Raw genomic sequence first — 25,952 nt, 5'->3', positions numbered from 1 at the left:
AAGGTACGCTAAATAATATGCATCGGCTGGTCTGGTTGTAATATATGGTTTAAGTTTGATATGTCATTGTTTTAAGGGGTAGTTATGAACAAACCGATTAAGGTTGGTTTGATTGGTTACGGTTTTGCCGGTAAAACCTTTCATGTTCCTTTTATTACCACAATAGAAGGATTTCAATTATCAGCTATTGTAAGTAGTGATGAACAAAAAGTAAAAAAAGATTGGCCTAATGTCCCTGTTTTTGCTTCACTTGAACAACTTTTGGCTGAGCAGCCAGAAGTCTCTTTGATTGTTATTCCAACACGAAATAAAACCCATTTCCCATTGGCTAAACAAGCACTCGAAGCCGGTAAACATGTAATCGTCGATAAACCGTTTACCTTGACTGTGCAAGAAGCTGTAACGTTAAATCAATTAGCACAAACAAAAGGTAAGCTATTATCTGTTTATCATAATCGCCGCTGGGACTCCGGTTTTTTAACGGTGAAATCGTTGTTAGAAAATCAAATATTAGGCGAGCTAAAATATTATGAATCGCATTTTGATCGTTATCGGCCTGATGTGCGCCAACGGTGGCGAGAGTCAAAAGAGGCGGGCAGCGGTCTATGGTATGATTTAGCGCCTCACATGCTTGATCAAGTATTGCAACTTTTTGGCCAACCTAAATCGATTTTTGCCGATATAGCGATGATCCGGCAAAAAGCTGAAGCCGTTGATTATTTTCATATTTGCTTAAATTATCTAACATTGAAGGTTGTTTTACATGCCACCACCATCGCAGCAGCAGAGTCGCAGATTTATCTACTACATGGTATGAAAGGCAGTTATGTAAAATATGGTCTGGATCCATAAGAAGAGCGTTTAAAAGCAGGGCAATTACCAACAGCAAAAGATTGGGGTAAGGATAGTCAAGATGGAAATGTGACGCTGTCACAAAATGGTGAGCTGATCGTTAAGCCATTAGAAACTAAAGCGGGTAATTATGGTGCTATTCGTCAAGCAATTACTAATGGTGGACCTAATCCAGTTAGCGCCGAAGAAGCTATTTTAGTGATAAAATTGATTGAAGCGGGAGTTGAGTCGGCAAAAATGCAACACACAGTAGAGCTGGCGCTTTAATTTTATTCATTTTGTCTATTCATATTTTTAAATATTAAAGGAAGCGTTTATGTGTTGGTGGCGTCGTTTACAAATTGATTATTTTTTACTGGCTATGTTAATGACTATCATGCTTGCTTCCTTTTTTCCTTGTCAAGGTAAGATGAAAATCGTCTTTCAACATTTAACGACAATAGCCATTGCGTTACTTTTTTTTCTCCATGGCGCAAAACTTTCACGCCAGGCTATTTTTGCTGGTATTGGTCATTGGCGATTACATCTGTTAATTTTTTGCAGTACCTTTATTTTGTTTCCAATTATTGGTTTAGCATTAAAGCCGTTATTACCTGATTGAATGTCACCGACTGTTTATATCGGATTTCTTTTCCTTTGCGCCTTGCCTGCGACAGTACAGTCTTCAATTGCATTTACTTCTGTTGCCGGCGGCAATATTGCCGCTGCCATTTGTAGTGTATCAGCTTCCAGTTTGTTAGGGGTGTTTTTGTAGCCAATATTAGTCAGTTTCTTAATAGATATTGATAATCATCAACAGATTGAGCTGTTGTCAAATATCGGTGCTATTTTATTGCAAATTATGCTGCCATTTATATTAGGCCATTACTGGTAAAATGGATTAATCGCTATCGAAAATTAATCGCTATTTCTGATCGTTCATCTATTTTATTAGTGGTTTACGTTGCTTTTAGTGAGGTTGTTATTGAAGGGATATGGTATAAAGTTGATGGCTGGTCGCTATTAATGATTGCGATTATTAGCGGTTTTTTACTTGCTATAGTAGTTTTATTTAATATTTACACCGCCCGCTATTTTGGTTTTAGTAAAGCCGATGAGATCACAATAGTATTTTGTGGCTCTAAAAAGAGTTTAGTTAATGGTGTCCCTATGGCTAATATACTTTTCCCTGCCCATCTGGTTGGTATTATTTTATTGCCAGTAATGATTTCCCATCAAATTCAATTAATGGTATGTGTGCTATTGGCGCAATGCTATGCTAAAAAAAGTCGTTAATATGAAAATTATTCAGCTTATTTAATTAATGATACATAGCCATTTAATTTAACTTTTTCATTTTGTGTCTTTTCCTCACATTGCATTTGCTTAACTTGTAGTAGTTTTTGGCTCAATAGAAAGGGGCAAACAGGTAAAGACAAGCTTTCTGTTGAATGTAAATTTTTTGGCGATCCTTGTAGGGCAACACTTTCTATCGTGGAATTATATTCCAGATTAAGTCGTGAAGTGAGATGATAATTTTTTATTTGAATTGAACTGTCAAGATTTAGACGTAACATCAGTTGGTGATAAAAATTAACCTTATTTGAACCAATTTTAGTTGAAATATGGATATTATTTTTTACAAAACAGTTTTTTATTTTACTAATTAATGAGTTTGTTTTTAGCTGATTATTGCTGTTAGCTAGGTTTTATTAAAGGTCGATCTTTTATGATATTAATTTTATTCGACATAGAAACCCTCGGTATTAAAAATTGATACAAAAGAGCCAGTTTCTTAACTAGCTTTTGTCATTTTACTAAGGGTTATTTGATTGAGGAGCTGTCTTCGGTGTTGTTGCTGGCTGAGACGATGGATAATCCATCAAACCAATATTAATTAAAAACTGAACTAATTTAAATGCTTGATTATTCATTTCTAGTTCGTCTCCAGCGTAATGAATATCCATCGTCATATTATCTTTGGTTAACACAGCATCCATGGCAAAATTGGCATATCTACATATCTACATATCTACATATCTACATATCTACATTCAATTGCGCTTTTTTCTCATCACTGAGGAAGTATTCTGTCGGTGATGTAAAGACATTTTGTTTAGCTGAACTTTCAAATTCACTAATTTGTGCGGTTGCTTTCTGACTAAATAATGTTTTTTGTTTCGGAGTGGTCACTTTATCATCTGAGCTTAGTATTTCTGTTTGGGTAAGCATTTCTATCAACATCGGTTTTGATCAATTAACATTGATATTAAAATGATTGAATAGTGCTTTGATGACCTGATCATATTGTTATTTTGGCTATAAACAGAGAGTTGATTCAATGTCCAAGGCTTCATATCGATATCTATTTTGATATTGCTTTGACAGGCACCATTTTTCCAATAAAAAAGTTCGATGACAATTCTCGGACTATTCTTCAACAAGCTAGGTAAGTTCTAAACTAGTAACTGGGCGAAAATAGTATATGCATTATAGAGAGGATTACCATTTGCCAAGTTGTGAGCAATTTCATCATTATAACTTTTTAGGAAATTACCAAACGCTTTAGCATCCATTCTTTCGATTAATAACGTAAGTTCTCCAGAACCTAAGTTTTGTTCTTTAGCAATAAGATCATTAATGCTATAAGAAATTTTACCGTCAATGCTATCGTTTTTTAGTACAGAATCTAAGTTAATAGCAAAATTTTTAAATGAAAATTTAATGTCATCGCTATTAAAATTAATATCAGAAATATTAAGCGTCTGTTTGCCGGAATAGAAATTAAACGGAGTCAGAGATAAATCACGTTAAATATTGAGCCCTTTAAGGATCATGTTTTCCGTTTTCTCTTTATTGCCGATAACAAAATTATCACTAACAACGGAAATTTTTATATCTTTAAGATCGGTATTGCCCACATAATTAATTGTACCACCGCTAAACGTTATATTTTTCCCATAAGGATTGCCGTCTAGCGGACTTAAATTTAAATTTGCATCTAGGCCTTCATTACCAGTTATGAAGGCTTGCTCCTGAGTATATTTGAATAGTTCTTCAGTGGTTTCATTTTTAACTAGTTCAATAGTGGTTGAAGCTAATCTTGGTAACAGATTAAGTTTAACTATTTTGTTAATAGAAAAAGGGCCATGAAAGATTTTTGTGGCAAACTTAGCAATGGTATTTTTTCTTTCGCTATTCTCTTTTATATCAATAACGATATCAGCGTTAGAAGTAAAAATTCCTCGTTGATAATTTTCTGTTTTAACATTAATACCAGCTTCTGGTGCATTATTTTTTAGTGTGGTATTAGTACCGTTCAATGAAAGTATGAAACTCTCCCTCAATTTTTTCCGGTATACTAAGAGCCAATTGTCCAAATTACGGCAACAATTACAATGACACCTACAGCTACTAACGATTTCTTCATATATCCATCCCTTAAGGATTTTAGCGGGTAAAAGCGATCAAATTTAGTAAAATATATTATATACAGCTTTGTATGTATTTTAATTTTTGCTAATAATTAAAAACTCTGGCCAGTTTACCTTTTCCACTAAGCATAATTTGTCTTTCGGATGCAGATATAAATATGGATTCCCCAGATAGGATCTCGGCAGTTTGATTTTCTGAGGTGATAGATATCTTACCTTCAACACAAAATAAAATCGTGGCAGAATTGTTTGCTATCGTAGTCAATTGATTATCAATTAGATATAAGAAAAAAGCAAAATCATCTACCGGAATAGGATAACAAAATTCATTATTATGTATATTCGGTTGTAGCAATAATGTATCGCAGGGTTTGGCAATGAAATCTAAATTAGCCAGTAATTCAGCAATATCAATATGTTTGTTAGTTAATCCCGCGCGCAGTACATTGTCAGAATTGGCCATTACTTCCAAACCAACACCTTCAATATAAGCATGCGGCGTTCTGGCATAGAGAAACATCGCTTCACCCGGTTGTAATTCAATAATCTTCAGTAACAATGGTGCAAATAATCCATTATCCTCAGGGTATAATGGCAACAGTTTTTCTATCGTGCTCCAAGGTTCACCTTTTTCTCGTTGTAGAACAGATTTTAAGGCTACAAGTAGCGGTTGCTTTTCTTTTGTTATCAGGCTTAACAAGTGTTTAAAAAGTTGTGCCAGTTGAGTTTCTGTTGGGGTCTTTAAAAATAGTTGAATAACTGGTGAAGCTTCGGCAATCGGCAGTAATAAGTTAGCGATCTCCTTTAAAGGGCGAAATGAATTAAGCGCTTTGAAAGGCGTTAAAGCATAAATCAATTCAGGCTTATGATTATCGTCTTTATAATTACGATTAGGACAATCAAGCGCAATTCCAGCTGCATTTTCACGCTTAAACCCAACTTTGGCAGCAATTTTATCTGGGTGTACCTGGATTGAAAGTGGTTGAGCTGCACAGAGCACTTTGAATAAAAAAGGTAATCTATGAAATTTTTGTGCAATTTTTTCACCGAGGTAATAGCTTGGATCGGTTGCGATTAGTTTATCTAACGATATTTTTTGCTGGCTATTTAAATCTTCAACCATAGAGCTGGCTTTAGGATGTGCTCCCATCCATAATTCAGCCATCGGTAAATGCTGAGGATTTTTGATATGGTAAAGTTTAGTTAGGGCATCTTTACTACCCCAATCATAGTGTTGAATTTTATTGAGCATTTTAAACATATAATACTGCTCTTAGTTGATAAAAATTTATTTTTAACTGTAATGCAATAAACTCGCTTATCTCTCGCATTTTAAATTAAAAATAAGTGCATGATTTCAAGTACAATCAGTTTATCTGCAAAGATGGATTATGCATATCCAATTATTTTATGCTAAGGAGATAATAATGTCAGAATATCGCATTGAAAAAGACTCAATGGGTGAAATTAAAGTCCTAGCAGATAGGCTATGGGGCGCTCAAACGCAACGTTCGCTGCAACATTTCCATATCTCAGTGGAAAAAATGCCTATTGCCTTGATCTATGCATTGGCATTAACTAAAAAAGCAGCAGCTGAAGTAAATAGCGATTTAGGTTTGATAACGAAGGATAAGGCTAATGCTATTATCGCTGCAGCTAATGAAGTCCTAGCGGATAAGCATATGGCTGAATTTCCATTAGCAGTCTGGCAGACCGGCTCTGGTACGCAAACTAACATGAATATAAATGAAGTATTGGCGAACAGAGCGAGTGAAATTCTAGGTGGAAAAAGAGGTCAGCAACGCCTAATTCACCCGAATGATGATGTTAATAAAAGCCAGAGTTCTAATGATGTATTTCCAACCGCAATGCATATAGCTGCTGTTATTGCTTTACATCAACATCTGTTGCCTAGATTAAAAGAACTACAAACTACTTTTAAGCAAAAATCTGACGCCTTTAATGATATTGTCAAAATTGGCCGTACGCATCTTCAAGATGCAACACCATTAACATTAGGCCAAGAAATATCAGGGTGGGGAGCAATGCTAGCTCATAATGTCCGCCATATCGAAGAGAGTATTCCTCATCTATCTGAACTTGCATTAGGTGGAACGGCGGTAGGGACGGGTTTAAATACCCATCCTGAATATGCTATTAAAGTCGCCAGTAAAATTGCAAAATTATCCGGCCTATCATTTGTCACTGCGCCTAATAAATTTGAATCTTTAGCTACTTGTGATGCTTTAGTTCATGCCCATGGTGCTTTAAAAGGTTTAGCGGCTTCATTAATGAAAATCGCTAATGATGTAAGGTGGTTAGCATCAGGTCCGCGTTGTGGCATTGGTGAAATTATGATCCCTGAAAATGAACCTGGTAGTTCGATAATGCCAGGAAAAGTTAATCCGACTCAGTGTGAAGCTTTAACTATGCTTTGTGCTCAAGTTATGGGAAATGATGTTGCTATTAATATAGGTGGAGCATCAGGTAATTTTGAACTCAATGTTTTCCGCCCAATGATTATTGATAATTTTTTACAATCAATTCGTTTATTGGCGGATGGTATACTTAGTTTTAATGATCATTGTGCTAAAGGTATTGAGCCTAATCGCCAGCGGATAGATAAATTATTACATGAGTCATTAATGTTAGTTACTACACTAAATACGCATATTGGTTATGACAAAGCCGCTGAAATTGCTAAAAAAGCACATAAAGAAGGATTGACGCTCAAGCAAGCAGCATTAAAACTTGCTTATTTAACAGCCGACGAGTTTGATAGCTGGGTACGGCCTGAAAATATGGTTGGTAGTATGAAAAAATAGTTTTTATATTTATAAAAAAGAAAAACGAGTTAATAACCTCGGTTTTTTACCTAAATTTCTTGATAAAGATGTAATCGAGCAATAATTAATTTTAGTTTTTTATTTTTTGGCTTATGTTTTATTTTTATATTATTAATATCATAGTCAGAAAGCGTACCTAATTTTGTCAAATGGTTTGTATCACTACTAAAGGATAACAGTGGAAGAGCGCAAGCGTATTGTACTTGTTGTTTTTCATTCGCGTACCAAACTCTGGCAATTGGCTGAACTTTTACAGGACGTTGTATTATTTTTAATATGGCATCATGAGAAATTGCTATTTAAGTCTTGGATCTCTTTTTCAATTAAAGTACGCCATTGTTGTTTAGTATATGCTGCCATTGCTTTTTCAGATTGATAGTTTTTATGTAGTCGCTCAAGTATTTGCTCTTTTGTTACTTTATTGACGATATTTTTATTGGCCCAGCCAAAATTAATGCTACTAGGTGACTCAACATAATTGATTTTACGATAGGCATTGAGAGTAATTAAGCCATGTAATTGTTGGTGAATAAATTCAAATCGTTGCTCTTTTTTTATCCCCGATTGATGAGTGACAATATTTTTTAATTCTGTTTTTAACTTATTAATTGTTTCCAGTTGCTGTTTTATACCTAAATAATTTCCTACTGAAAGATTAAAACATAGGGCACCAGGTAGTCTTATTGCGGTTTTATTACTAATGTGTTGCAGGATATCATGAATAAATAATCGATTGTAGTTTGTTAACGCTAAGTTTAAGGCGGCTTTTCCTGTCAAAGCGCTAATTGCTATTTAGTTAATATCATTATTTTCTTCTCCTTTCTTAGTTTCAGGTAATTTAAATACAATAGCTGAGGTTAGAGATAAGGTATTAAGCTTGGTTAAAAAACAAGCTAGTTCAGCTTTCAATAAATCAAAATATTTTGATAATTTATATCTTGCATCATATTTTATATAAAAGCCTCAATTTAGTTACAATATACTTTTCATTATAATCATAATAACACCTAACCCACTAATAAAAAATAAAATTTCTACAGGATAGATAAAATAAAAAGGTAGGATTTTCCTTAGCTCACATTTTACTCTTTTCGTTTGTTTTTGTACTAAAAGCTTTGCCTAAAATATGAAACATTCTTTTAATTAAATGGCTAATAAATTGTTTTTGATGATTAGAAAATGATAAATATCCAGGTATTTTATGATGACGATTAATTAAATTTCATTCAAAGTTATTAACTTAATGACTTATATTAAAATTAATTAGTAAATATATAAGAAAACAGAAGAAAAATAGTGTTCAATAAAAATTTTACCAGTTATTTTAATTGAGTTTTATTAAGTTAAATAATGTCTGGTTTTTTTATGTTGTTATTTTTAATAAGCTTATTCAATTTATATATTGGACAAAATATGCCGTTTTATTTATTCTGGTATCAATTATTAGTGAATAATTATCAGGTATTAGATGAAAGTATCTCAACAAGATAACAAAGATAACGTTGGTTGGCAAAAGGATAATTTTCAGCATCATATAAAATATCGCGATGCTCTCTATATACGGGTGACTTTGTCATTCTTTATGGTGGGATTATCGACTTTTGCTTTACTCTATTTTGTGCAACCGATACTACCCATTTTATCAAGTGAATTTAAAATATCACCTGCTCAATCTAGCATGTCACTTTCACTTTGCACTGGCCTCCTCGCATTGGGATTGCTAGTAACTGGCCCTCTTTCCGATGCGCTAGGCCGCAAGAATATTATAGTGATCTCTTTATTAAGCGCAGCTATCTTTACCTTTATCAGTGCTTTTATGCAAAGTTGGGATGGTATTTTATTAACCAGAGCATTAGTTGGATTTGCTTTAAGTGGTGTTGCCGCGGTTGCCATGACTTACCTCAGTGAGGAAATTCATCCCAATTATTTAGCACTTTCTATAGGATTATATATTAGTGGTAACTCTATAGGTGGTATGAGTGGACGCTTAATTACCGGTATTTTAACTGATCATTTTTCTTGGCGTATAGCTACCATTGTATTCAGTTTGTTTGCGTTTATTGCTGCGATTATCTTTTGGCGCTTATTACCGCCTTCACAATATTTTAGAGCTTCTTCAGTCCGTCCACTTTTCCTATGGATTAATTTTAGAGTGCATCTTAGAGATAAGGGATTGCCTTTTTTATTTATGATTGGTTTTATCATTATGGGAAGTTTTATAACCCTCTATAATTATATAGGTTATCGATTATTGGAAGCTCCTTATAATTTTAGTCAGACTATGATTGGTCTATTAGCTTTTATCTTTTTAGCTGGTACCTATAGTGCTTCTAAAGCAGGATTTTTAGCACTAAAGTATAACTATTCAGATATTTTATTTATTGCAATTTGTTTAATGTTTATTGGTATCGCGATAACTTTTTTCTCTCCAATTTTACTTATTTTATTGGGCATGGTGATTATGACGGTAGGTTTTTTTGGGGCTCATGCTATTGTCAGTAGCTGGATTGGGAAACGTGCAAAGCGAGCAAAAGCCCAGGCATCATCATGGTATTTGTTCAGCTATTATGGCGGATCCAGCATCGCCGGTACCTTAGGTGGTATATTTTGGAGTAATTGGAAATGGAATGGAATTATTGGTTTCATTATATTTTTAACATCTCTAGGATTAATTATTAGTATCAAATTAAGAAAAATATAAATTGCTGGTCTTAATTAAACACAAAATCTTGTGCTTTAATTAAGACTTTTATTTAGATCAGCACTAATCAAATTTAATATCCATACTATATTCGCCCAGGTAAAGTTTGGCAGCTTGAGTTTTTTGCCGGGGGTGTAAGTTACTGGAAATTTATCATCAGGCGTAATATATACCTGTGTTGTAGCAACATAACCGTCACTAAAAATAGCTTCAATATAAGTAGCTTGCCAACCAATTATTTTTGTATTTATGGCGACCGTTATATTTTCACCTGTGCCAATTTTAATTGATGATGGTAAATACCTGATACCACATGAGTAACGAAAATCTCAGGCAATAAGATTTTTGGCTATCCAACGAGTAATTTTGACCGGTTTTTCTGAAAAGTGAACAGTAAGTTTATTTTTAAAAATACAGACACTTAATTTTGGTAAAGGTACATTTCTATTTAAGCGATTAATAAATGATATTAAAGAAGGTACGGTAAAAGCTAATATATTAATATGGTTGGTATTTGGTATAATCCTTAACGATTTAGTACCAGGTAATTTATCGTAATAAAAACGAGAGTTATCTGGGGTATAAAAGTCATCACTGCTAGCATTAATAATATATTTTGGTATGCTAAGTCGATTTTGATGATCTGAATTAAGATATTGTAGAGGATCAACTATTTGCATTAGCTTTGAAAAACGATATGAGCCGATCATCTGATCAATTTTTTGATTATAAAAAGGAAGAAATGAGAACGGCCAATTGGCAACTATGTCGGGATTGGCAATAGAAGCTAACCATGCAGTACATCCTTGAGCTGACACACCAGAGCCAATAAATTTTTTGATGTTCCATTTTTTTAATTCTTGTTTAGTAAACCGAATAGTTTGTGAAACAACGGCAGTCATAGGTATATCTAATGGTAATACCCTTCTCTCAGAATTATTCATAAATAACGACCAGTTCCGGGCAATAAAGTCATATTATTGATCATTTTTATTAAGAAATTTATTGTCATCATTCGATATAACATAGTTATTTACGATATTGTCAATTGAAATAACAATAACATTAGTTTTTTTGGGCAATATCAATCAGCATTTTTTTATTAAAATCAGGTGAGAAATTCTTATTATTATAACTAGCTACACTATTTATTATAATAAGAGCATATTTAGATTTCGGTATTGTAGGAATGTATATATTAAGATTATGACGCCACGTTTGTGGGGAAACTAATTTTTCAGGCGACTACTCTTGAGAGACCATTTTGTATTTTATAAGTTCTATGTCACCTATTTTCTCTTGTCCATATATAGAATATTTTAACGGATTAGAAGCTGATAATAGATAATAATATTTGAAAACTGAAAAAAATTTTCTGGTGATATCTGTACTAAAATATTTAACCAAACATAAGTTAAATTCTCTATATTCAGGTACTTTAATTTTTTTTATTTTTTTTATGAGTTTCTTATTTATTTTTATATTAAAATATACACATTAAAATCTTAACATTCGAAAACTTTTACTATGCTATTATACTATTGATGAAAATAGAACTGAGCAGAAGGAAGGAGCAGTTATGGCAAGTAAAATAACCAGTCAAGTAAAATGGTTACCCCTAGTAATTATCACTATAATAGGTGCAACATTTTTTTGGTATCAAAAACCACCAACAGGATTAAGTATTGCTGCCGGGAAAACCGTTATTATTTTTGTAGCAACTATTGCTTCGATTGTTGCTAAAGTATTACCCATTGGTGCAATTGACCTAATTGGAATTACCATTTTTGCTCTTAGTCACGCCGCTGGAGATGAAAGTGCAAGTGATTCCATTATGACTACACTAAGTAAACTTAATAGCAGTTTAATTTGGCTTATCGTAGTTGCTTTTATGATTGCCAGAGGTTTTATTAAAACCTGCTTAGGCAGACGAATTGCATTGCTGATGATCCGGCTATTAGGCAAAAGAACGCTAGGATTGGCATATGGTCTGGCAGTGGCTGATTTAATTTTATCGCCTGTTATGCCAAGTAACACCGCACGCTGAGGGGGTGTTATTTATCTGATTGCTGATTCATTAACACGTAGTTTTGACTCCCATCCAGAAAATGAATCACGCCGTAAAATAGGAACATTTCTAATCACTTGTATTGGCAATATTAATGATATTACTGTGGCAATGTTTATGACTGCCTATACTGGTAACTTACTCGCTGTCAAACTAGCTGCCAATGCAGGTGTTACCTTAACCTGGGGTAGCTGGTTATTAGCAGCTGTTGTTTCTTGCCTGATCTCATTCATTATTATTCCTTTATTAATCTATTGGTTAGTTCGGCCAACTATTCGTCATACTCCAGATGCACCTAAAATTGCACATGATGAACTAAAAAAATGGGGCCAGTGACACGTAATGAATGGTTAATGTTAGTTACGGTATTGCTGCTGCTTATACTATAGATATATTTGGTGATATATTAGGAATTGATCCCACAACCGCTTCTTTTACTGGTTTATCTGTATTACTACTTACCAGGGTATTAACTTGGGACGATGTAAAAAAAGAAAAAGATGCTTGGGATACTCTTATCTGGTTCGCTGCGCTATTAATGATAGCTAATGAACTGAAAATTATGGGATTTACAACTTGGTTCGGCAATCTTATTGGTGACAGTCTTAGTCATAGCATGCAAGATACCAATTGGGTATTATTTTATTACTGCTTAATGCTGCTTATCTTTATATTCACTATTTCTTTGCCAGCGGTAATGCTCAAATAGCTACACTATATGCCGTCTTCTTAGGCATCGGTATCAATTTAGGTATTCCCACCGTTCCAACGGCATTGATGCTTGCCTTTTCTAGCAGCCTTTATTGCTCTTTAACTCAATATTAACATGCTCGTGGACCTATTCTTTTTGGCGCGGATTACGTAACAACAGGCGTATGGTGAAAGATTGGTTTTATTATTAGTTTAGTCAATCAGGCTATTTTTCTTACAATTGGTCTATTATGGTGGAAAGCTGTAGGTTTTTATTAGAATAAAATTTATTTATGGCATAAAAACTTATACTTTATGCCATAAATTTCAGCCCCAAATAGCAGTACACACGATTAAGATAAATGCTATCAATACTCGTTTCTATAAGAGGTTTTTTTATAACTGCATTCCATATCACAAAATATAAGCTAAAATTCACATATAAAAAAAATACTCTTCATAATTGCAGTTGGTTTTAATAAATTGAGTGAAATTTATATGAATGAGCAAGTAGGGCATACTGATCAAATAAAACATATCAACTTAAAGCTTGTCTATCGACTTATCGATCAACTTGGATCTATTTCTAGAATTTCCTTGGCAAAAAAAGCTCAACTAGCGCTAGCGAGTATCACAAAAATTACCAGAGAACTTATCAATGCACACTTAATAAAGGAGGTCGAATTTCCTGATTTAGGTTTTAGGGGAAGACCAATAACTGGCTTAGAGATTGTTAGCCAAGGTTGGCAATTTTTATGTGTTAGAATTAATAAGGGCTCATTAATTTTATCGTTATATGAACTCAATAATAAACTTTTGCAATGAAGATATTACCGAGCTAATTGCCAATGATAATCATTCGTTTAACGAGCAGTTATTAACAAAAATCGAATATTTTTTACCTGTTATCAAGGCTGTTTAGAGCGGTTGGTAACAATTAGTGTAATTACTAATGCTATTATTAATTCAATTGACGGCATTATAGTTAGCTCACCGTATTACAATATTAAAAATTTTCCACTAAAAGAACGATGAGAAGCTCGCATTGGTTTACCTATTTATTTACAAAGCTGTACTACCGCCTGGACCATTAGTGAATTTTTTTCCGGTGCATCGAAATATAGAAAAAACATTATTCAAATTGTGATTGATGATCATATTAACGCTTGTATCATTACCAAAGGGAGTATTCTAGCTTTAGGTAATAGTCATGCGATTGAAATTGGTCATATTAATATCAATTTTGCGGGTATAGATTGCTATTGTGGTAATCAAGGCTGTTTGGAAACCCATATTGCGATCCCTCAAATATTAAAAAAAGCGCAATCGATCGCTAAACAATATGCCGATTCTAGCCTTAATAAAGAAAAAATCTCTATTAATGATTTTTGTCAGGCTATTAATCTACAAGATCCAATTGCTGTTGATATTCTTGAAAAAGTAGGACGACAAATCGGTAATACCCTTGCTGTAATGGTTAATATTTTCAGTCCCCAATTAATTTTAATTGGCTCACCGCTAAACAAGGTAAAAAATCAGCTATTTCCTGTCATTAGCAAACAAATTCGACAAAAATCCTTACCCTGTTACCAAAATAATGTATCCCTAGTAGCAACTAAATTTAATAATGAAGGAACAATATTGGCGACTGCTATTATTAAAGATGCCTTATATAATGGTTCTATGCTGGCTAAATTAATGGCGGGATAAAATTTAACAAATGCTAATTAAGTAAAAAATTGAGCTAACGCAATCTTCTAAAAATTACAATATCTTAAATTCCATCAAAATTTCTTAATCTATTATAGATAGGATTTAAGATATGTTGACAAGTTTATTTATAACTGGAACAAATACCAATATAGGTAAAACAATTGCTACCCGTGCCTTATTACAATCACTCAATGATAACTGGAGTAGTGCAATAGGTTATAAACCTATTATAAAAACAAAATTTCAAGAGACGTCAGTCCTGGATGAAATTAATAAATTTACTAGTACTATTTCACAATCATCACAGATTTCGCTAACAGCTAATGAAATAAATCCGGTGATCATTCAAAATAGCCATGAAAAAAAACTTGTTATTGATTTTAATCAAATTAATAAAAAAATAACTATTCTAAAGCAAAAAGCCAATTATATTATTGTTGAAGGTTGTTGAGGGTCGCGCCACTTAGTGAATCCGCAAACGTTTTATTCCGACTGGGTTATCCAACAGGAAATGCCAGTTATTTTAGTTGTTGGCATTCAACCCGGTTGTATTAACCATGCTGTTTTAACAGCGCATGCTATTATTCAAGACGGCGTTAGTTTAGTTGGATGGATAGCCAATAGTATTAATCCTGGATTAACTTGTTATGCGCAAATCATTAATATGTTACAGTGTCACATACCGGCACCTAAACTAGGAGAAATCCCTTATTTATTACGGCCCCGGAAGAACGGGATTTATCAGCGTATATAGATAAAAAGCTTATAAAAAACATAATAATAGGCTGCTAATACTAAAGAAAAGGGTGCATCCAAGGAAACGTCATTTTTAACTATTTTTTCTGAAATATTTTTCTTAACATCGTCACAAGATGACGCTAAATGCCATCGTTGGTACCGCAAAACATAGCAATAAGCTTATAAAAAAATCTTTTTCATGTCCATTCCCTTAATGTTTAACGCGTATTTAAGGACGTATATGTTTCCCTGTATTACTGTCCAAACAACTCCTAGTCTTAGATTCCCAATAAGCATTTAATTTACCGCTTTTATAGCAAGCTTCACTTTCATTATCTGCTTTATCAAACACCCTTTCTGCCCGCTGATTGACTTTTTTGCGTAACAATTTTATTTCATTCCATTGTTCACTCTGTTCACGTGCTTGTTCTTTTGTTAAGGCACTATTACCATCGTAAACAAATAATTCTACCGCAGAAACAGCTCCACTACACAAATAACAAGCCAATAAGGCTGATATCGATATACTTTTAGACATAATTTACTACATTCTTGTTAGTACAAAAATATTTACCTAGGTTAAAGAGAGCTATATTATAACAAAATATATTTTAAAATTATCAATTATCATTATAAAATTCTTTATCTACACTTAAACCAGCAAAAGATTGGCAAACAGGCGTCATTTCTAAAATATTAACATTAACATGGGCACATAAAGTTGAAACCCATAAAACAGCCTCAGCGATATCCTCTGCTGTTAAGGCCTCGGCGCCTTTATAAGAGTTCAGATACTTTTTCTACATTACCTTTAAACCGTACATAAGAGAATTCTGTCCCTAATACCAAACTTGGCTTAATATCCGTTACCCTTATTTTTTTATCTTGTAAATCAGCTCGTAAATTTAAAGAAAATTGTTTCACAAATGCTTTAGTGGCACCATAAACATTTCCTCCCTTATATGGCCAGTTAGCCGCAATAGAACCAATGTTGATGATATGCACATGGTTGGCCGCCACCATTCCTGGTAATATTGCGCGGGTCATATGAACTAATCCTTTCACATTGGTATCAATCATGATACCCCAGTCATCTGTATCAGCCATTTTTGCCGTATCTAAACCTAAGGCCAGCCCGGCATTACTTACCAGTACATCAATTTTTTTGAAATTTAAGTTGTTCACTACATCATTAATAGTTTGCTTATCCCTTATATCTAGCAGGATAGGGTGAAAATTTTTTCCTAGCTGTTGATGCAATTTTTTAACCTTGTTTCCCGTCGACCTGTACCAATTACAATGTGACCATTAGCAATGAATTTTTTCGTTATCGCTTCGCCGAAACCCGCAGTAACGCCAGTGACAAAAATTATCATTATTAACCTTCTTTTGTTATCTTGATTCTAATTAGATGTAAGTAAAAAACCTCACATAAAAAGAGTCAAGAGATATCTTATAAACATGCGAACCACTCAATAAAGTTACATTCCGTCAAAAAAGAAAAACATTTAGAACATTAAATTAACAAATAGATAAAATAAACTTACACATACCGTATACTAGCTAAGTAAAAAACACAGATAGCCACTAAATCAGTCATTCTAAAATGCTTTCAAGGAAAATTTTTATAATAGGATTTTTTATGAAAAAAACTATCAAATTACTGCTCAAGATATTTTTTGCTTTACTCTTATCAATATTAATTTATTTTGCCTATTTAAAAATAAATAGTGATAAGTTATGGCAAACTATTAATCAACAATGTATTCCTGAGTTTAAAAATGGCAGCTTACAATCGCCATGTATCAAAGTTGATCAACAACACCGATATGTTATTTATAAGGATATAAAGGGGCCATTACATGATTTATTATTACCATTAGACAAAATCTCTGGCATTGAAAGTCCTATTTTGCAACAAAAAAACACAGAAAATTATTTCATGTTAGCATGGAAAAATCGACAGCTATTTATTAAAACAGCGAATAAGCCCATTAACGAGCAATTTCTTTCTCTCGTTATAAACTCAAAATATGGTCGTTCACAAGAACAATTACATATTCACTTAGCCTGTTTAAAAGCTGAAATGTATCAAATAATAAAAGAAAATGAGCACACCATAACCACAAGCTGGCAGCTTTTAAAACAAAAAATTAATAGTCATCGATACATAGCTATTAAAATTCCCGCAACTAACGTAAATAAAATATCACCATTTCATTATCTAGAAAAATATGCCGCAGAGCAGGGTGATAATATTGCCTATTATGGTTTAGCAATGATACCAAGCACGCAAAAAAGTGAATTTATTTTGTTGGCGAGCCGATTAAAATTGCTCGATTTCAACCTTGGTTCAACGGGTGCAATTCAAGATTATCAATGTAAATTAAGCGATAATTAAAGCTATTTTATTCTTAAATTTTAAGAAAAAAGTGGCTAAAGTAATATATAATTAGTCGCTTTTAATATGCTATTAATATAAATTATTATTTAAAATAGTTATTGAATCCATTATATCACTACAACAAAATAACGCTTATATTGTTATCAAAATAGTAACGGTTCATGTTTTATAGTATTAAAAAATTAACTTGAACAATAAAATAATAATTTATAAATTTTGCATCTCAGAATAAAATTATAATATAAGTCAATATTTTTGACCGAAGATGCATTGCAATATACTGAAACTAACTAATATAATGATTAATTTTGTTGCAATTTAGCTATTTTATAATAGACAAAAAAATGTTATTTATTTTTTCACAATAACAATCAGAGAGCATAAAAAGTGATTTAATTTAAAAATCAATCTACGTGACATTTTAATCAACAAATTAAGTGAAACGATTAATAACATAAATTATTATGGAGATGACAAAAAAATTTTTACTTTACGCATCATAAACTCTGCATTTAATGCTGTGCTAATTAATTAAAATCCGGTAGAGGACTATGTGCGATTAATCAACATAGCAATTATTGCACGGTGCTTTTCTATCATCATGTATTCCACTGGATTCTTTTGGGTTTGCTTTAGCAGTGGATTAGTCTCTAGCCGGCTAATTATCTATTATTGTAGGAGAAATATTTTGTTTAAGAAACGGGAAATTGAAAGTACAGAAAACAAACAAAGCACAGAAAATAATCTTGAAAACAAAAGTGACAAGAAAACTATTATATGCTTTGAAACTTGTTTCAACGGCGATATTGTCTCAGACACAGATATACTTATTGATGGTAAATATATCGGCAATATTTTATGTAAAGAAAACACGGTTATTGTGACAAGAACTGGCATAGTAACAGGCAGTATATTAGCCAAAAAATCGATTATCGATGGAAAAATTTATGGTCCGTGTTGAATCAAATTTAATTGAAATTCAAAAAAAATGGCATGATCGAAGGTGAAATTTATAGTGAAAATCTGTCTATTGAGGATGGTGGGTTCTTTATTGGCATATCGAAAAAAATTACAGTAGATCTAAACAAAAAAATACCAGAACGAAATAACGTGCAAGAGCATAAAAAACATCAAAAAATTGATGCTACTTGGTCTTGCTGGAAAATTTAATCGTGTTACCAACAAAGTAGAAGTTTCATCAAATAAACCATTGATGACACCTGAAGATAAAATATATCTTAACCGTATGTTTGATCGCTGTTTTTCTTATGCCGAAAAATATACTCACTTAAAGAAATAAAATAACTAAGGGTTGATTGGCATTTGGCTTTCCAGAGCTGTAGCTGTCCGTTTGAATTGCTAGATTGATTGCATAACAAAGATTCGCATAATGAATATTATGTTAAATAGAAGTCAATTTTAAGATTATATTTCTATGTCCTTTAAAATGTTCCTTGGCCAAAATCAAAGGATATACTGCTAAATTAATTATTATAAGATTATTTACTATTGTTAATATTTAGTTTATTAAATGTTTTTTATTTTCGATTAAAAATAAAGGGCTTTTAATGCCAGCTATAGGTTCAACCCTGCCTGAAGAACCGGCCACTTCAGCTGAAAGTAGCAGCAATATTGCTTCTGACCAAGCAGATAGTAGTTCCGAAACTTTGTTAATAAAACCTACCCGGCAGGTTAATATTACTTTACCCGCTTCAGAAACCGCCTTCTTTTATCAACTAACCTATCGTGAACAAAATCGATTTTTAAAACTGTTATTGGCGCAGGAAAATGATAGCGTCAACCAGCAGAATAAAAGCCTGCCAACAGGTAATCTGATTAATGATGTCATTGATTATCTAACAAAATATAAAAACGATGAAGAAAAAATAGCAATCCTTATCAAGTAATTATTAATCCCATTAAATGAATATGGATCTGATGAAGGAGAAAAAACTTCGTCAGAACGCCAACAAGCATAAGGTTATTTGACCTTGATTGTATTATTGCAGATTGTTTACAATTGGCGGTATTAGGAATGTCTTCAGATAGATGGTGTGCCAAACAACTAACAGAGAATAAATCAAACCGTATTTCATTACTGAATCATGCAAATTTTAAAAAATACTATTTGGACAAATTAAATAGTAAAACGGAATTTGGTTACCTCTCTGCTGAAGCTAAAAACTATTATCAACAAAATGTTCTACATCGGGTCATACCAACATTAATGTTGCAACTTAACACTCCCCTTGAAGATGAACAACTACAAAATATGAAGCTAGATAAACCGGAATGGGGATATTTACATGCCGGCGCCAAGCTACTGGTAGAAAATGGCGCTAAACTTGATGAAATGCTGCTGGATGACATTATCACTATTGGCATGTTACTGAAAAGTCTTTTGCTGACAGGAAAAACGCCACCCGAGTATTCCCACTATTTTAATTTACCGGCCATAATCCACAACCAATTAAATCCTGAGAACAAAGAGCAGCTAACACAAACAAGTGAACAAGAAAGCGACGCTATTTATCAGCAATATTTTAATTATTCACATCAATTCAGTCAGAATAATCCTTTTATTTAACTTAGTCATTTATTGCAAGACTGGCAAAGCCGTCCTGAGCTCGCTCTCGCCAGCAATTAAAGCAACATGACATTGCTGAAGATTGGTTAAATGACTACTTATGCAAGAATAGAGAGGTTGAATATCGCAACAATCAAGGTAAAATAACCTTATTACCCAATATCGATGAGATTTTTAAACAGCAAAATCAACATATTGCTGATGCTTTTAAGCATACAGACTATGTCCTTTTACCTCAAGTGTTTAATTTACTGAGTGAGGAAGAGCAACTATTTCTTCAACAAGCAGAAATAAATCAACTCAAAGTTGAATATAACGCCCGCGATAATAACATTCATTCTATACCACCCGACGTAGCTGGAATAGTGGCTGAAGATGGACTGATTATTCCTTTGCCTGATGCGATTGATATGCTGATGTGTTCGTTTAATAGAGAAGAGCGTATTTATGCCCTGGAAAAAGATCAAAAAATGGGGAACTATAAATTATCGCGGGTTGACCGCAATCGAGATCTAATCATCAACTTGATAAAAGATCACAAAAATAGCCGTTATAACAAAAATTTTGCTTTGAAGATCAACTCTCCTTCCTCACTAAAAAAAGCAACAGAGCAGCCAAAAATGGCATTAGAAAAACTGGCTGAATTACATCATGCTAACAAGCTATTTAAAAAATTAGATGATGAAGGTTACCAAAAAGCTATCCAGCAAAAAGTAGCGGCTTTTTTCTTAAGTCTCATTCCTTTTTATAGCTGCATTACAGAAGCGCAAAAAGGCAATATTAGATAAGCTATCGCTGCTGAGGTATTTGATATCTTTAGTTTTTTACCCTTTTTGGGCAAAGGACTACAAATTGATGGACGATTTAGTATTACGATGGGTGAAGCCACCATTCAAGGGCTTAAAATCACAGCAAAACAGGCAACGATTGCACAGACCTTAAAACAAGGTGGCAAACAGTTTGTAAGTGTTGGCATGCACCATATAACAAAAAGTGTACCAGCAGAAGCCTACATTGGATTAGGTATTGATTTTATTCGTAGCGCAGATCCGGGATTTGAACTGCTGGCATCGGGAGGTTTAAAGGGTATCAATAGCTTAAAAGATGCAACAATTAAATTGAACCAAAAAAATCATCCCTTAACTCCCCTAGTCGAAGCCTTAGAAAAACAAGTAAAAAATTTGCCACAAACAGCAATTAAATCATTCAAGATTGAAACGGCCTATCGCCCTGAGTTAAAAAAAGAAGTTTTAGTCGTTAATATTGGCAAAAAACAGAATAAAGATATTTTTGTGCAGATAAATTCAGTAAGCGGTGCTCTTTATGGCCAAAAATATCACCGTGATGGTGCTGGTAATTTAGCATTAGCTCCTGTTCGACTGCAAGAACACCTTTATTATTTTAAAACCCAAAGTTTGGGCGGTAAAGGATCTAAAATGGCTGCGCTAAATTGGAGAACGGAAGAAAACGCTTCGGCTAGCAAAAAAATACAGAAAGCAAGAAACGAGGGAATTAGGGCATTAAAATAGATATTAGCCACCCCTAATAGCATGATGGATCTAGCGGAAAAAAATTTAAGTTATATTGATCTGGCACGTACCTTAAAAGACAAAAGAGATTTCTGTCTGGCTAGACTTTATAACGCTGACTTTACTAAATTCAATTTTACTGATGTTAATCTGACTGAAGCTAACCTATATAACACTAATCTAACAGAAGCCTATTTGAGCAAAGCTAACCTAACCAAAACTCAACTGACGAAGGCAGATTTTACTAAGTCTAATTTGGCATCAGCGAACCTGACTGAGGCTAAAATAATTGATACCAAAATAATATCGGCTAACCTATCAGAGGCTAATCTGACTAGAGCAAATCTAGCTGCTAGTAACCTAACCGAATCTAATTTGGCTAAAGCCAACTTACAAGAGGCTAAATGAATTGGGGCTAAAATGGTGAAACTACTCTAAATGAAAGTAACCTAACTAAGGCGTCGATAATGCACGCTAATCTAACATTAGCTAGGATGTGAATGGCTGACTTGACTCACGCTAATCTTAGCCATGTTAACATGATAGAAACCAACTTATCTCAGGCGAACTTAACCAATGCCAAGATGGACTTCGTTGATTTAACTGATGCTAGTTTAACCGAAGCTAACATGACAAGTGCTCACCTAATTTACGCAATGATGATTAAAACAAAGATGGTGAGAACTACCCTCACTGAAGCTAATATGACGGAGGCGGATTTGACTGGCGCCAATTTCGATGAAAACAACATGTTAGCAGCTAATTTATCTAAAGCTAACCTGACACAAACCTGGATGGCAAAAAGTAACTTAACTCACGCTAACCTGTCTTCAGCCACAATGATAGCAACAAACTTAACTCGTGCTAATCTAACCGGCGCTAAAATGATGGGGGTTAATTTGCCTAATGCTAGCCTATATTTTACTAAAATGAATAACGTTGATCTAACAGAAGCTAATCTAACTCAAGCCTGGATGGCAGAAACTAACTTAACTTATGCTAACCTAACTGAAGCTAAGATGATATCAACAACTTTAACTCACGCTAATTTAATCGAAGCTAAAATGAGCGGGGCTAATTTGTCTCAGGCAATTTTATCTTCAGCTCAAATGAACTCCGTTGATTTAACTGATGCTATTCTGGCTGAAGCTCGTTTGATTGGAACTAATTTGACAGGCGCTAACCTCAGCCGAGCTAATTTAACTCATGCCAATCTAACGGGCGCTAATCTAGCTGGTGCCAACTTGGATGAGGCTAATCTAACTAATGTTGACTTAAGCAATATTGATTTACATTCAGCCATCTTAGAAGAACTCGAGATTAATAACACTAATTTTGCCGGTACTAACTTAAACAATACATTAACTTTAGCGCTCCCTGGAAATTGGAGTGAAAGAAACCTAGAGACTAAACTTAATCACTTTAATCAGCAAGGTAGTCTTTTAACCAGTATCGCGAGAGTATTGACGATAAATATAATGAATTAAAAATCACGTTAGCTTGGCAGTTAATCAGTTCATTAAAAGCATCTAATGTTGATCTAAAAGAGGTTACACCACCACTATTAAATATTTTTATAAAAACCCCGTTTAGTACTGATAAGGGGATTAACGGCTTTGTGAATCAACTGATGAGTGAGCAGCAAAAACACCATCCATCAAATATACTAAAGATATTGGAACAGTAAGCGGGTATGACTAATGACTTGCTCAATTATTTCAATTAACGACCACAACTGATGGCATCCCAGGAACTTAATAATACTTTTGTATCCGCCTTACTGACAGCAAGAAATCAGGGGATTAATATAGTAAATGGGATCACAACTGATAGCCTATATGAAAAATATCTAAACTTGCCAAAAATTCAGCAACTACTCAAACAATAGGAAATTAAAGGAGTTTTTAGTGATTATGACGGCAAATGCCGATTGGGCAGATAAAAATTACCTACTTTTATCACCGACAAAACCAGGAAGAGTGTCAATCATTTCTGAAAATATCCTCAATAGCATGCTACACCCTGACTGGGGTACAAAATGGGATAATATCGTGCTTTTTCAGGATGGCAAATGTTTAAGCCCGGCTGAATGCAATCTGGCGCAATGTTATCAACAACAATTTCCGCTGTTCTCAATTCCCTTCAAATATCGGCATTATCAGGCCTCATTTCATAAGCTGATTGAAACACTGGATTTAGGTGAACGCTTTAAGCCACTATTTCTTGATGCCCTCAATTCCAAGAGCTATAACACCAAGCTAGTAGATGATATTGATCAACAGGAATTAAATAAAATATTTTCTCGTGTGATAGATGCCGAAGAATATCAATTGAAAGAACAAAATTATGACCAAATTATCAATTTATTTCATTTGACATCTAGTACCAATAGAGAAAAAGTGGAACATCTGTTCTCATTTAGCCACTGTTTTTAGCCGGTATACAAGTAAGATATTCTTTGGTACCGAAGATAACTCCCCAATAATACTTAGGTATTATGCCTGCGCTTTAATGGAAAAAGCCCATCAAATTGATCCGACTTTACTGTCTAATGGGTTTGCTGAATGGAAGAAACAATTACTCGGAATCGGAGCAGACAACAATTCCACTTGTACCGCTATTTTATCTGACGATATGATTATTTACGCAAGAGAGCATTGTAATGACACGTTTAAAAAAATTAGTTCCCCCTCCTGGTGATAATACTATTAAAACTAAATGCTAATGAAACACTTAATAAAAAAAGCCCTCTCATCGAGGGGGCAATCGTTAAATCTAGTCGATATATTGTTATCAATATAAATTAACTGTTTATTCCATTACATTCATCAGATAGTGACTGGCAGCTAAGTGCTGCCTTCGCTCCGTCTCCTGCCGCAATAATGATCTGTTTATAAGGCACAGTTGTGCAATCGCCGGCAGCAAAGATACCTTTTATATTGGTCTCACCTTTTTCATCAACCTTAATTTCTCTGATTGCATTACGTGCAATTACGCCATCTAACCAGTGGGTATTAGGTAGTAAACCAATTTGGACAAAAGTTCCAGCAACCGCTAAATCATGGATTGAACCATCCTGCCGATTTTTATATTGTAAGCCAGTCATTTTGACACCATCCCCTTTGACTTCCAGGATTTCGGCATGCAAAATAATATCCACGTTACTTAGACGCGCTAGTTTCTGTTGCAACACTGCGTCTGCTCTCATTTCTGGAGCAAATTCTAATAAAGTAACATGTTCAACAACTCCGGCAAGATCAATCGCGACTTCAATACCAGAATTACCTCCACCAATCACAGCGACTCGTTTACCCTTAAATAATGGCCCATCGCAATGTGGGCAATAAGTTACTCCTTTGGTACGATATTCTTTTTCGCCTGGCACATTCATATCACGCCATTTAGCCCCTGTCGCAATAATAATGCTGCGGGAACGCAAAATTGCACCCGATACTGTTTCAATCTTATGCAACTTATCAGTCGTATCAGCGGGAATGAGTTTTGCTACCATTTGTGAGTCGATAATATCAATATCATAATCATTGATATGACCACTTAGTGCAGTAGGTAATTTGGGTCCTTCGGTTTTTGACACAGAAATGTAATTTTCAATATCAATAGTATCTAAGACCTGCCCACCAAAACGTTCGCCGATAATACCGGTACGAATACCTTTACGAGCCTCATAAATAGCGGCTGAAGCACCGGCCGGTCCACTACCAACAATCAAGACATCATAAGGCAGTTGCTGATTTAATTTTTGGACAGTATTTTTTTCAGCATTAACATCAATTCTAGTGACAATGTCACTTAATGTCATCCGCCCCTGCCCAAACTCTTTGCCATTGAGAAACACAGCAGGCACTGCCATAATATTCCGTTGCTGAACTTCAGACTGAAAATAGTTCCATCGATGGCAGTATGCGTAAGATTAGGATGCAAGACTGCCATTAGATTTAAAGCTTGAATAACATCCCGGCAATTATGACATGACAATGAATAATAGGTTTCAAAATGAAATTTTTCCTCTAATTGACGGTTCTGATCTAATAATTCTACCGCTTCTTTCGCTGGATGGCCGCCAACTTGCAATAATGCCAAAACTAATGAGGTAAATTCATGACCTAATGGCAAGCCGGCAAACCGTAATCCACTATCTTTACCTGGATTAGTAATTAAAAATGAGGGTTACGTACTGTTAGATTATTGTCTTTACTAAAAGTTATTTTATCTGACAGTGTACTAATGTCCTGTAATAATATGCTTATCTCGGTAGGTTTTTCATTATCATCTAAGGTTGCTATCAACTCAACGGGCTGGGTTAATTTTTCTAAATATAGTTTAAGTTGAGATTTCATGTTGCTATCAAGCATTGCTTTATCCTAAAAAAACGGGTGCTAATGCACCCGAA

23 protein-coding genes and 9 pseudogenes are annotated in these 25,952 nt (G+C 34.0%); 20 read left to right on the top strand and 12 right to left on the bottom strand.

What is annotated here, in order from left to right; genetic code table 11:
- The first annotated feature begins 84 nt into the window (after window positions 1–84).
- Both ARADI_RS03020 and ARADI_RS03015 read left to right on the top strand, forming a co-directional pair.
- Window positions 85–1,119: pseudogene (locus tag ARADI_RS03020) on the top strand (oxidoreductase).
- A 49-nt stretch (window positions 1,120–1,168) separates the two neighbouring features.
- Window positions 1,169–2,127, top strand: a pseudogene (locus ARADI_RS03015) (bile acid:sodium symporter family protein).
- A gap of 17 nt (window positions 2,128–2,144) precedes the next feature.
- Here the strand turns inward: ARADI_RS03015 and ARADI_RS03010 are convergent.
- From ARADI_RS03010 to manA, 5 genes and pseudogenes are all read right to left on the bottom strand, one after another.
- The gene (locus ARADI_RS03010; protein ID WP_119711081.1) at window positions 2,145–2,408 is read right to left on the bottom strand and encodes a hypothetical protein; all 264 of its coding nucleotides are present in this window, start codon (window positions 2,406–2,408) and stop codon (window positions 2,145–2,147) included.
- A 240-nt stretch (window positions 2,409–2,648) separates the two neighbouring features.
- Window positions 2,649–2,831: a hypothetical protein gene (locus tag ARADI_RS03005; RefSeq protein WP_119711080.1), complete on the bottom strand. Its 183-nt coding sequence runs from the start codon at window positions 2,829–2,831 to the stop codon at window positions 2,649–2,651.
- 40 nt (window positions 2,832–2,871) lie between these two features.
- Window positions 2,872–3,075, bottom strand: coding sequence for a hypothetical protein (locus ARADI_RS03000; protein ID WP_147392341.1), 204 nt, complete (start codon window positions 3,073–3,075; stop codon window positions 2,872–2,874).
- Window positions 3,076–3,287: 212 nt separating this feature from the next.
- Window positions 3,288–4,154: pseudogene (locus ARADI_RS17130) on the bottom strand (YdgA family protein).
- Window positions 4,155–4,350: 196 nt separating this feature from the next.
- Window positions 4,351–5,526, bottom strand: a complete 1,176-nt coding sequence (gene manA / locus ARADI_RS02985; RefSeq protein ID WP_119711076.1) for a mannose-6-phosphate isomerase — start codon at window positions 5,524–5,526, stop codon at window positions 4,351–4,353.
- A 166-nt stretch (window positions 5,527–5,692) separates the two neighbouring features.
- Here manA and fumC point away from each other — a divergent pair, with 166 nt between their 5' ends.
- A complete protein-coding gene (gene fumC / locus ARADI_RS02980; protein WP_119711075.1) occupies window positions 5,693–7,090 on the top strand; it encodes a class II fumarate hydratase in 1,398 nt (465 codons plus the stop codon).
- A 50-nt stretch (window positions 7,091–7,140) separates the two neighbouring features.
- Here the strand turns inward: fumC and ARADI_RS20570 are convergent, their stop codons facing one another.
- Window positions 7,141–7,350 carry a DNA replication terminus site-binding protein gene (locus ARADI_RS20570; protein WP_369406974.1) on the bottom strand — a complete coding sequence of 70 codons (210 nt, stop codon included), beginning with the start codon at window positions 7,348–7,350 and terminating at the stop codon, window positions 7,141–7,143.
- A gap of 43 nt (window positions 7,351–7,393) precedes the next feature.
- A pseudogene (gene tus / locus ARADI_RS02970) lies at window positions 7,394–8,020 on the bottom strand (DNA replication terminus site-binding protein).
- Window positions 8,021–8,579: 559 nt separating this feature from the next.
- Between tus and ARADI_RS02960 the strand changes: the two are divergent.
- Complete coding sequence (locus tag ARADI_RS02960; RefSeq protein ID WP_119711071.1) at window positions 8,580–9,812, top strand: MFS transporter; 1,233 nt, start codon at window positions 8,580–8,582, stop codon at window positions 9,810–9,812.
- Window positions 9,813–10,141: 329 nt separating this feature from the next.
- Here ARADI_RS02960 and ARADI_RS02955 read toward each other — a convergent pair whose 3' ends face one another.
- A complete protein-coding gene (locus ARADI_RS02955) occupies window positions 10,142–10,756 on the bottom strand; it encodes a PhoPQ-activated protein PqaA family protein (RefSeq protein ID WP_182853049.1) in 615 nt (204 codons plus the stop codon).
- Between the two features lie 121 nt (window positions 10,757–10,877).
- Window positions 10,878–11,042 (bottom strand): annotated as a pseudogene (locus tag ARADI_RS20565) (PhoPQ-activated protein PqaA family protein); the annotation flags it as partial.
- 349 nt (window positions 11,043–11,391) lie between these two features.
- Here ARADI_RS20565 and ARADI_RS02945 point away from each other — a divergent pair.
- The 4 genes and pseudogenes from ARADI_RS02945 (at window position 11,392) to bioD (ending at window position 15,075) form a co-directional block, all read left to right on the top strand.
- Window positions 11,392–12,849, top strand: a pseudogene (locus ARADI_RS02945) (DASS family sodium-coupled anion symporter).
- A gap of 219 nt (window positions 12,850–13,068) precedes the next feature.
- Window positions 13,069–13,395 carry a hypothetical protein gene (locus ARADI_RS17120; RefSeq protein WP_238149080.1) on the top strand — a complete coding sequence of 109 codons (327 nt, stop codon included), beginning with the start codon at window positions 13,069–13,071 and terminating at the stop codon, window positions 13,393–13,395.
- 219 nt (window positions 13,396–13,614) lie between these two features.
- Window positions 13,615–14,280, top strand: a complete 666-nt coding sequence (locus tag ARADI_RS17115; protein WP_255420639.1) for an ROK family protein — start codon at window positions 13,615–13,617, stop codon at window positions 14,278–14,280.
- Between the two features lie 112 nt (window positions 14,281–14,392).
- Window positions 14,393–15,075, top strand: a pseudogene (gene bioD / locus ARADI_RS02935) (dethiobiotin synthase).
- 175 nt (window positions 15,076–15,250) lie between these two features.
- Here bioD and ARADI_RS02930 read toward each other — a convergent pair.
- Both ARADI_RS02930 and ARADI_RS02925 read right to left on the bottom strand, forming a co-directional pair.
- A complete protein-coding gene (locus ARADI_RS02930; protein ID WP_119711070.1) occupies window positions 15,251–15,559 on the bottom strand; it encodes a DUF1283 domain-containing protein in 309 nt (102 codons plus the stop codon).
- Between the two features lie 82 nt (window positions 15,560–15,641).
- Window positions 15,642–16,397 (bottom strand): annotated as a pseudogene (locus ARADI_RS02925) (SDR family NAD(P)-dependent oxidoreductase).
- Window positions 16,398–16,663: 266 nt separating this feature from the next.
- Between ARADI_RS02925 and ARADI_RS02920 the strand changes: the two are divergent.
- The 12 genes from ARADI_RS02920 (at window position 16,664) to ARADI_RS02865 (ending at window position 24,241) form a co-directional block, all read left to right on the top strand.
- Window positions 16,664–17,422, top strand: a complete 759-nt coding sequence (locus ARADI_RS02920) for a CDP-diacylglycerol diphosphatase (protein WP_182853048.1) — start codon at window positions 16,664–16,666, stop codon at window positions 17,420–17,422.
- A gap of 691 nt (window positions 17,423–18,113) precedes the next feature.
- Window positions 18,114–18,386 (top strand): bactofilin family protein, encoded by a 273-nt coding sequence (locus ARADI_RS02915; RefSeq protein ID WP_182853047.1) that lies wholly within the window; start codon window positions 18,114–18,116, stop codon window positions 18,384–18,386.
- A gap of 180 nt (window positions 18,387–18,566) precedes the next feature.
- A complete protein-coding gene (locus tag ARADI_RS02910) occupies window positions 18,567–18,725 on the top strand; it encodes a hypothetical protein (protein WP_182853046.1) in 159 nt (52 codons plus the stop codon).
- A 268-nt stretch (window positions 18,726–18,993) separates the two neighbouring features.
- Window positions 18,994–19,332 carry a hypothetical protein gene (locus ARADI_RS02905; RefSeq protein WP_119711066.1) on the top strand — a complete coding sequence of 113 codons (339 nt, stop codon included), beginning with the start codon at window positions 18,994–18,996 and terminating at the stop codon, window positions 19,330–19,332.
- A gap of 128 nt (window positions 19,333–19,460) precedes the next feature.
- Window positions 19,461–20,012 carry a hypothetical protein gene (locus ARADI_RS02900; RefSeq protein ID WP_119711065.1) on the top strand — a complete coding sequence of 184 codons (552 nt, stop codon included), beginning with the start codon at window positions 19,461–19,463 and terminating at the stop codon, window positions 20,010–20,012.
- 239 nt (window positions 20,013–20,251) lie between these two features.
- The gene (locus ARADI_RS02895; RefSeq protein WP_119711064.1) at window positions 20,252–20,800 is read left to right on the top strand and encodes a hypothetical protein; all 549 of its coding nucleotides are present in this window, start codon (window positions 20,252–20,254) and stop codon (window positions 20,798–20,800) included.
- A gap of 45 nt (window positions 20,801–20,845) precedes the next feature.
- Complete coding sequence (locus ARADI_RS02890; RefSeq protein ID WP_119711063.1) at window positions 20,846–21,541, top strand: hypothetical protein; 696 nt, start codon at window positions 20,846–20,848, stop codon at window positions 21,539–21,541.
- Between the two features lie 21 nt (window positions 21,542–21,562).
- Complete coding sequence (locus ARADI_RS02885; RefSeq protein WP_119711062.1) at window positions 21,563–21,949, top strand: pentapeptide repeat-containing protein; 387 nt, start codon at window positions 21,563–21,565, stop codon at window positions 21,947–21,949.
- A 92-nt stretch (window positions 21,950–22,041) separates the two neighbouring features.
- Window positions 22,042–23,028, top strand: a complete 987-nt coding sequence (locus ARADI_RS02880) for a pentapeptide repeat-containing protein (protein WP_119711061.1) — start codon at window positions 22,042–22,044, stop codon at window positions 23,026–23,028.
- On the top strand, window positions 23,004–23,228 hold the full coding sequence (locus ARADI_RS22085; RefSeq protein ID WP_500782298.1) for a hypothetical protein: 225 nt from the start codon (window positions 23,004–23,006) through the stop codon (window positions 23,226–23,228). Before ARADI_RS02880 ends, ARADI_RS22085 begins: the two co-directional genes overlap by 25 nt.
- A 226-nt stretch (window positions 23,229–23,454) precedes the next feature.
- Complete coding sequence (locus ARADI_RS02870; RefSeq protein ID WP_182853044.1) at window positions 23,455–23,976, top strand: hypothetical protein; 522 nt, start codon at window positions 23,455–23,457, stop codon at window positions 23,974–23,976.
- On the top strand, window positions 23,930–24,241 hold the full coding sequence (locus ARADI_RS02865) for a hypothetical protein (protein WP_119711059.1): 312 nt from the start codon (window positions 23,930–23,932) through the stop codon (window positions 24,239–24,241). The genes ARADI_RS02870 and ARADI_RS02865 overlap by 47 nt, the downstream gene beginning before the upstream one ends.
- Window positions 24,242–24,344: 103 nt before the next feature.
- On the opposite strand, the pseudogene ahpF reads toward ARADI_RS02865, so the two are convergent.
- Window positions 24,345–25,914, bottom strand: a pseudogene (ahpF, locus tag ARADI_RS02860) (alkyl hydroperoxide reductase subunit F).
- Window positions 25,915–25,952: the final 38 nt, after the last annotated feature.

Source organism: Arsenophonus endosymbiont of Aleurodicus floccissimus (genome assembly GCF_900343025.1).
Taxonomy (GTDB): Bacteria; Pseudomonadota; Gammaproteobacteria; order Enterobacterales; family Enterobacteriaceae; genus Arsenophonus.
The sequence above is the reverse complement of the archived record's forward strand: the minus strand, read 5'-3'. Positions and strand labels throughout refer to the sequence as shown.

Coding starts and splice junctions, on each gene's coding strand:
- ARADI_RS03010 (WP_119711081.1), bottom strand. CDS start 2,408: ATGTTACGTCTAAATCTTGACAGTTCAATTCAAATAAAAAATTATCAT.
- ARADI_RS17120 (WP_238149080.1), top strand. CDS start 13,069: ATGAATGAGCAAGTAGGGCATACTGATCAAATAAAACATATCAACTTA.
- ARADI_RS02900 (WP_119711065.1), top strand. CDS start 19,461: ATGTCTTCAGATAGATGGTGTGCCAAACAACTAACAGAGAATAAATCA.
- manA (WP_119711076.1), bottom strand. CDS start 5,526: ATGTTTAAAATGCTCAATAAAATTCAACACTATGATTGGGGTAGTAAA.
- ARADI_RS02885 (WP_119711062.1), top strand. CDS start 21,563: ATGATGGATCTAGCGGAAAAAAATTTAAGTTATATTGATCTGGCACGT.
- ARADI_RS02905 (WP_119711066.1), top strand. CDS start 18,994: ATGCCAGCTATAGGTTCAACCCTGCCTGAAGAACCGGCCACTTCAGCT.
- ARADI_RS02920 (WP_182853048.1), top strand. CDS start 16,664: ATGAAAAAAACTATCAAATTACTGCTCAAGATATTTTTTGCTTTACTC.
- fumC (WP_119711075.1), top strand. CDS start 5,693: ATGTCAGAATATCGCATTGAAAAAGACTCAATGGGTGAAATTAAAGTC.
- ARADI_RS03000 (WP_147392341.1), bottom strand. CDS start 3,075: ATGTTGATAGAAATGCTTACCCAAACAGAAATACTAAGCTCAGATGAT.
- ARADI_RS02910 (WP_182853046.1), top strand. CDS start 18,567: ATGCTACTTGGTCTTGCTGGAAAATTTAATCGTGTTACCAACAAAGTA.
- ARADI_RS02955 (WP_182853049.1), bottom strand. CDS start 10,756: ATGAATAATTCTGAGAGAAGGGTATTACCATTAGATATACCTATGACT.
- ARADI_RS02880 (WP_119711061.1), top strand. CDS start 22,042: ATGGCTGACTTGACTCACGCTAATCTTAGCCATGTTAACATGATAGAA.
- ARADI_RS02930 (WP_119711070.1), bottom strand. CDS start 15,559: ATGTCTAAAAGTATATCGATATCAGCCTTATTGGCTTGTTATTTGTGT.
- ARADI_RS03005 (WP_119711080.1), bottom strand. CDS start 2,831: ATGGATGCTGTGTTAACCAAAGATAATATGACGATGGATATTCATTAC.
- ARADI_RS02870 (WP_182853044.1), top strand. CDS start 23,455: ATGACGGCAAATGCCGATTGGGCAGATAAAAATTACCTACTTTTATCA.
- ARADI_RS02960 (WP_119711071.1), top strand. CDS start 8,580: ATGAAAGTATCTCAACAAGATAACAAAGATAACGTTGGTTGGCAAAAG.